This is a genomic window from Halomonas sp. 707B3, from assembly GCF_024158645.1.
GTDB classification, from domain to species: domain Bacteria; phylum Pseudomonadota; class Gammaproteobacteria; order Pseudomonadales; family Halomonadaceae; genus Vreelandella; species Vreelandella lionensis.
This window is the reverse complement of record NZ_JAMZBE010000183.1, coordinates 1-6,211: the sequence shown is the minus strand read 5'-3', so window position 1 is coordinate 6,211 and position 6,211 is coordinate 1. Positions and strand designations below refer to the sequence as shown.

Annotated in this window: 6 protein-coding genes; 2 read left to right on the top strand and 4 right to left on the bottom strand. The window is 53.0% G+C overall.

Translation table 11 applies throughout. From position 1 onward, the window contains the following. The first annotated feature begins 154 nt into the window (after positions 1–154). Positions 155–1,228: a sensor domain-containing diguanylate cyclase gene (locus BIS10_RS16770; protein ID WP_253506964.1), complete on the top strand. Its 1,074-nt coding sequence runs from the start codon at positions 155–157 to the stop codon at positions 1,226–1,228. 80 nt (positions 1,229–1,308) lie between these two features. Here the strand turns inward: BIS10_RS16770 and BIS10_RS16765 are convergent, their stop codons facing one another. From BIS10_RS16765 to BIS10_RS16750, 4 genes are read right to left on the bottom strand one after another with little or no spacing between them, the layout of a single operon-like run. Further along, on the bottom strand, positions 1,309–1,869 hold the full coding sequence (locus BIS10_RS16765) for a hypothetical protein (RefSeq protein ID WP_253506961.1): 561 nt from the start codon (positions 1,867–1,869) through the stop codon (positions 1,309–1,311). Position 1,870: 1 nt separating this feature from the next. Further along, positions 1,871–3,088, bottom strand: coding sequence for a type IIL restriction-modification enzyme MmeI (locus tag BIS10_RS16760; RefSeq protein ID WP_392567194.1), 1,218 nt, complete (start codon positions 3,086–3,088; stop codon positions 1,871–1,873). Between the two features lie 27 nt (positions 3,089–3,115). Next, a complete protein-coding gene (locus tag BIS10_RS16755; RefSeq protein ID WP_253506955.1) occupies positions 3,116–4,525 on the bottom strand; it encodes a DNA methyltransferase in 1,410 nt (469 codons plus the stop codon). 3 nt (positions 4,526–4,528) lie between these two features. After that, complete coding sequence (locus BIS10_RS16750) at positions 4,529–5,212, bottom strand: type IIL restriction-modification enzyme MmeI (protein ID WP_340638710.1); 684 nt, start codon at positions 5,210–5,212, stop codon at positions 4,529–4,531. A gap of 401 nt (positions 5,213–5,613) precedes the next feature. Here BIS10_RS16750 and BIS10_RS16745 point away from each other — a divergent pair. Continuing rightward, positions 5,614–6,211: TonB-dependent receptor plug domain-containing protein (locus BIS10_RS16745; RefSeq protein WP_253506952.1), on the top strand; the 598-nt coding region annotated here is incomplete at its 3' end.

The following is a 6,211-nucleotide window of genomic DNA, read 5'->3' as shown; positions in this document are numbered from 1 at the left end:
CATGGCACTGTCTGGGTGAATGGCGATAATGGCTATATTGCCATGCAGGTCAGTGGGTTAGAAGTGCTTCCGGGGGCCGGTCTCACGGATTCAGGATACAGGATGACACGATGATGAGTATTTCTAAGGCGATTCAAGACATTGGTAAATGCTAATGAACGATAAGCAGAACGCTCTAGATCACGAAGCATCACGTCTAGCCGCACTGATGGATTACCACATCCTGGATACGCCCCAAGAGCCCGCGTTTGACGATATCGTTGAAGTAGCATCTATTATTTGCCAAGCGCCTGTCGCCGTTATTAATTTTATAGACAAGGATCGGCAATGGTTTAAGTCTGTTAAAGGGCTTTCTGTGCGTGAAACACCACTGGACATTTCTATTTGCTCCCACGCCATTTTACAACCAGGGCTGTTCGTAGTGCCTGATACCACACAGGATGAGCGCTTTGCGAGTAACCCGCTGGTAACGGGGGACCCCTTTTTACGCTTCTATGCAGGTGCATTGCTCAAAAGCCCTGATGGTTACCCACTAGGCACGCTATGTGTGCTTGACTACCATCCCCGAGATATCGACCAGCAACAACGCTTTGCGCTACAAGCGTTGGCCAACCAAGTGATGGCGCATATGGAATTGATGCGCTCGCACCGAGAGCAAAAACGCCTAATCGCTGAGCTTGAAAGCGCTCGGCACGAAATGGCCAACTTAGCTGCGACGGATGTCCTCACTGGGCTACTGAATCGCAGAGCGTTTGAACGAAGGCTTCGCAGTACGCTGGCATCCATAAAGCGTGGCGCATCTCCAGCAGCGCTCGTGATGCTCGACATCGATAATTTTAAGCAAATTAACGATATGTATGGCCACCCAGTGGGAGACAGTGCCATCAAATGCTTTGCCGAGCGCTGCCGTTCCATTGTGCGTCAAGCGGATGTATTGGCCCGCTGGGGCGGTGAAGAGTTTATGTTATTAATGCCTCACACAACTGTGGATGAAGCGTATCAAGCGGCTAGCCGATTGCGTCAGTTATTGGCGAGCCAGGCAATGATAGCCGATACAACCGAACCGCTCTACGTGACGGCAAGCATGGGAATTTGCAGCCTAGATGAGGCGAGTAACCTGCAAGATCGGCTACGCGACGTCGATCAATTACTTTATCAAGCCAAAGAGCGGGGCCGAGATTGCATTGCTCTAGAAGGCCCATCGCCTGATCTTGGGAGCAGCGCCTAACACAGCGTGGTCAGTCAGGCTTTAGCTGCTTGGTTGAGGGTTGCCAAAGCCATCTATTAATGGTGTGAATATAAAAATATTTAGCTTTTTTTGGAATACTTTTCTGTAAGTAGGTCGTTGAACCTGCCCATTTCTTCAGCCCATGGCTTGCTGATGTTAAGTAGCTGTTCGCAGACTTTTTTCAACGCCTCTGGTGTAAAAAAGGTGCCTTGATCCTCTATATGAGTGAAGAATTCTTTAACGTTTCCGTGGCAGAGGTTGTTTCTTAACCTAACGATTTCAACGGGTTCTCGGCGCTGTTGTCCGGGTGCCATTTTACGTTCAAATTCTTCTTCGTCCTCCATTGCAAGAATTTCAATTTTTAAACCGACACACCTTGCCTTGTGAAGCAGGGCGTTACTTAATGTCTGACCAGGGTTGAGGTTAAGGTCATCCACTCCTCGGTGGTGGTAAGCATGAAGAGCCCGGACGCTTGCTTCAATACCTATCAGCAAGCAGGTTGCGGAGGCAATATAGAGACCATGGCGATAAGCTTCTTTACCTTCTACGAAAAAATAATGCATTTCAGCGCCGCCAATGCGACGCCGGTAATTGTGTAGCGCGAAGAAGTACTTTAGCTGATCCTCAACTGATCTTTTCATATTACCTCACCAGCCGCCAGTGTTCGTCGTCCTGCTGGGCTTGGCCGAGGGCGGCGAGGGCGGAGAGTACCTCATTGACGCCTTTTAGCGGTTTGCGTTTGAACTGAGCGGCCAGGCTTTCCGCGCTGTGGGGGCTGGCGGCGAGCATGTCGCGTAGCAGTGTGACCTGGGTGGCGAGGTCTTTGGGCCAGGTGGTTTTGGTTTTGTCGGCGGCTGGGGCGTTGGCCTCAGCCGTGGTGCTTTGCAGCTCTTTTTGCGTGGGGGCGGCTTCTTCCGGCGCTTGGTAATCTGGGCGTAGCCAGCGCACCTTGCCTTGCGCTTCTTCTGCGGTGCGCTGTTTGTTGAGCGCCACTAGGCGCATCAGCAGCTCTTCTTCGGCTTCTGCTTGGGCGGCGGGTTTATCCGGCAAGGGCGTAGTGGCTCCGGGTAAGCCCACGAGTGCTTTTGCCAAGTCATCCCAGCCGTAGGCGTTAAATACTGCGCGGTCTAAGGCATCGTGGTCGGCAAGCAGGGTGCTGACCAAGCCTTGCTGGTTGATGGTTTGCTCTCTGGCGTTGAGCTCTTCGCCTGCGCGAAGTTTCTCCATCACGTTGTATATACCGGTGAGCGTGAGCGTTGGGTGCTCTGCCTGCTGACGCTTGCGATGGGCGTCGATCTGCTCGGCCAGTTGGCCGATCTTCGCCGCCTGCTCGTCGGTAAGCTCTGGGAAGGGGAAGGTCTCGAAGCAGAGTGTATTATTATAAGTTGGTCGATCTTCCAGAGTGCCGCCAGATTTAAGCGACCATATGTTATGGACTCGAGAGCTTAATATTCCTAACGAGTGATGCTTGTCCAAGGCAATGCAGGCAAGGTTGTAATCGGCTGCAGTCGATATCTTTATGGTGGTAAAAACACGATGCTTAGCCACTCGAGTGGTCACTATTAAATGCGTTAGCTTTCCTGACATTTCACGCAAGTCGCTACGTGAACGCCTATGAAGCCACCAGTTTTTTCTTAGTTTGGGATCTCTGTTTTGCTCTCTTTCAGGCTTTACTCGGTTTAAGACCCACTGATAAAGATCTGGGTAGGCATTACGTGCCTCGCTTTCGCTTAAGCCATGAAAATCAATTAAATACACATTTCTTGGGGACTGAATTATATCTTTTCCATTGACGTAGTAACGTAGAACAGGTGCTTCTTTATATTTTTCAATTAACTTAAGTTGTGCATGGTCGTTAATCGAAAGAACGAAACCTGTACTACCTGGTTAAAAACCACGCTGACTGATTCCAGAGTTACTTTTAAGTGACTTAGCCCCCGCCACATCTGCCCCAATACTCAAATCGGCAAATACCTTACCCTCACGGCGGCTTAGTCCCACATTGCGGGCTTCGCGGCCTTCATCGCTGTTTTCATTAGTCACTTGCTGTAGCAGCCCAGGCGCTTCGCCTGCGCGGGCTACAGTCATGGCGATGCGTACGGCGGCACCGTCGTTGCCATCTACCCAGGGGTGGTCGGGAATCGCGAAGGTGAGCGAGAGCGGCTTTTTAGCATCGTTTAGATGCGGTTCCAGCACGCGGCGGTTGAAGGTTTTGCGAAGGCTGTTGGTGGTAATAAAGCCAAACTGCTGGGCGTGGCCGTTGCGTACAGCGTCAGCGGCGATATGCCACCAATACATCACAAAATCGGCAGATTCCGGCACCGTGCCTTTAAATACCTGGCGCACGGCGTCTACATAGCCATCGCCGAGTGCGCGGCGCATGGTAGAGGCCCCAATAAACGGCGGGTTGCCGACAATGTAATCCGCTTCCAGCCACTCGGCGCGCTTAGGGTTGTGGTAGCGGTACACGGTGGTGCGGGCAGTTTCATCAGGGATCAGCTCGCCGGTGGCGGGGCTTTTCTTCATGCTGATGCCGTCCCAAATGGTGACTTCCTGGCCGTTGTCGTCCAGCAGCGGCTCGCGGCGTTCAAATTCTATCAGCGCATCGCGGTTTTCGATGTTGTGGAAGTCTTTGAGTATCGGCTCGGGCAGGTCGAGCTTGCCGTTAATGCGGTAGTGCCACTGCAGGTAACCAATCCACAGCACAATTTCGGCAATGGCGGCGGCGCGGGGGTTAATTTCCATGCCGAGGAACTGCTGGGGCGAGACGGTAAAGCCTTCGGCTTCTAAGGAGTCTTGCCCGCCGCTGAGGTCGGCAATCAGGTTTAACACCTCGCCTTCCAGGCGCTTCATGTGCTCAAGCGCGACATACAGGAAGTTGGCGCTGCCGCAGGCGGGGTCCAGCAAGCGTACTTGGCAGAGCTTGTGGTGAAAGGCTCGCAGGCTCTCTAGCGCTTTATCGGTTTTGCCTTTCTGGTTGTGGGTTTCCGCGACCACCTGGGCGGTGGCCCACTCTCGGCGTAGAGGTTCAATCAGCGTGGGCATGACCAGCCGCTCGACGTAAGCGCGGGGCGTGTAGTGGGCACCTAGTTTGTGGCGTTCGCGGGGGTCTAGGGCGCGCTCCAGCAGCGTGCCGAAAATGGCCGGTTCCACAAAGCGCCAGTCGGCTTTGGCGGCATCAATCAGCAGTTGGATTTGCGCGGGGGTGAGCGGGATGGGGTCGATGCCTTTGAACAGGCCGCCGTTAAAGCGCATTACCTTGGCCGTGAGTACGCCGCTAAAACCGCCGCTGTTCATGCTTTACCATAACGAGCCAATGGCGTCGGCAAAGTGCTCGGGGGGCTCTTTCATGCGGGTGAGGAAGTCGGTAAAGCTGTTTTTAGGCAGCAGCTCTACGTCTTCACTGAACATGGTGAACAGGCAGCGCTTCAAAAAGTGCGCCACGCGGTCCACTTCGTAACCATCGGCTTCTAGTGTTTTGGCAAGCTGGGCCAGCGTTGCGCTTACTTCGCGAGTCACGCGGGCGGCGTATTGGCTCGGGTCTAGGGTATCGGGAGCTTCCCACAGGGCTTTTAGGCGCTGCTGTACCTCGGGCTGGCGTAAGTCATCCAGTTTGATTTGGTAGTTACGCGGGTCGGGGAAGGGCACATAGGTGCCACCGGAGCGCGAAAATTCAGAATAAAGTGCTAGGGTGCGGCCGACATCCGTCACTACGATAAATGGCGGGCGACCTTCGTCGGCGGGCAGGGCGCGCACGTACTGGTCGGCTTGGTTATAGGCCGCCTGCATGGCCTTGTCCCAGCCTTTGGTGGCCAGCCCCTTGCCAGTTTGTTTGGCTTCCAAGACAAACGCGCCGCGTTTATAGAGGTCGATAAAGCCGCGATTTTCGCTGCCGTCGGGGTTTTGAATATCTACCCGGCGCTCGAAGGTGTAGGCGTTTTCAATGTTGTCTTTGCTGGCTGGGTCGGGCGTAGGTAGCGTCAGTAGTGCGCATAGCTCTTAAAGGAATAGCTGGTAGTTGGCCTTTTCGGTGCCGGTAGTGCCCTTCCAGCGGGCAATAAAGGTCTCAACGGCTTCAGGCGTAGCAACAGCAGCGGGCGCGTCAAACATCAGCAAGCATCCTTTCAGGCAGGGGTCTAACCACGTTAAGCGGGGTTAGATAGCAGCATGCTTGCGTTGAGTAAAAGATAGTAAGAAGTGATTAATAAAAGCGGTTAACGATTAGCAAGCTAATAATAAAAGCAAATCATTATCATTTACATAGTTATTAACATTTGATACTCTGTTTCATATAAAACAACGCTGCATTCCTGTTTATGGAACAGCAGCCGGATGTGGGGCTTGGCACGTACGCACCTATTATCTTTCTCAAGGGAACGCAACAAATGTTAATGACGAAGAAAAAACCCCTCCCCATCGCGATTGAGTCGCGTAGCCCTAATGCAGTGAATGCACGCCGCACTTTAATGACAGCAAGTGCCTGTATGTTGGCAGCCATGAGTATTCATACCCATGCACAAACGAACACGGCCAACGCCGAGCCGCTGGATACGGTAACGGTTACTGGCTACCGCGGCACTTTTATGGAAAGCGTCAAATATCAGCGCGATGTGCTTGAAACGCCGCGTATTGTCACGGTGCTTACCAGTGACTTGCTAGAAGACCAAAATGTGACCGAACTGCGTGATGCGTTGCGTAACGTGTCAGGCATTAGCCTTCAGGCAGGTGAGGGCAACCCGCCAGGGGGCGACCAATTGAAGATTCGTGGCTTCAATGCTCGCGATGATATCAATGTAAACGGCAGCCGTGATTTAGGTAACTATTTCCGGGACCCCTTCTATGTGGATCAAATTGAAGTGGTGAAGGGGCCAAACTCTGCCTTTTCAGGCCGCGGTTCGGCGGGCGGCACGATTAACTTTGTGACGAAACAGCCGCTCATGGAAGATCGCAACCGTTTAGAAACATCGCTAGGAACCGATGAGC

What these genes read in the sequence shown, in the direction of transcription:
- BIS10_RS16765 (WP_253506961.1), bottom strand. Translation starts at nt 1,869, where the DNA reads ATGAAAAGATCAGTTGAGGATCAGCTAAAGTACTTCTTCGCGCTACAC.
- BIS10_RS16770 (WP_253506964.1), top strand. Translation starts at nt 155, where the DNA reads ATGAACGATAAGCAGAACGCTCTAGATCACGAAGCATCACGTCTAGCC.
- BIS10_RS16755 (WP_253506955.1), bottom strand. Translation starts at nt 4,525, where the DNA reads ATGAACAGCGGCGGTTTTAGCGGCGTACTCACGGCCAAGGTAATGCGC.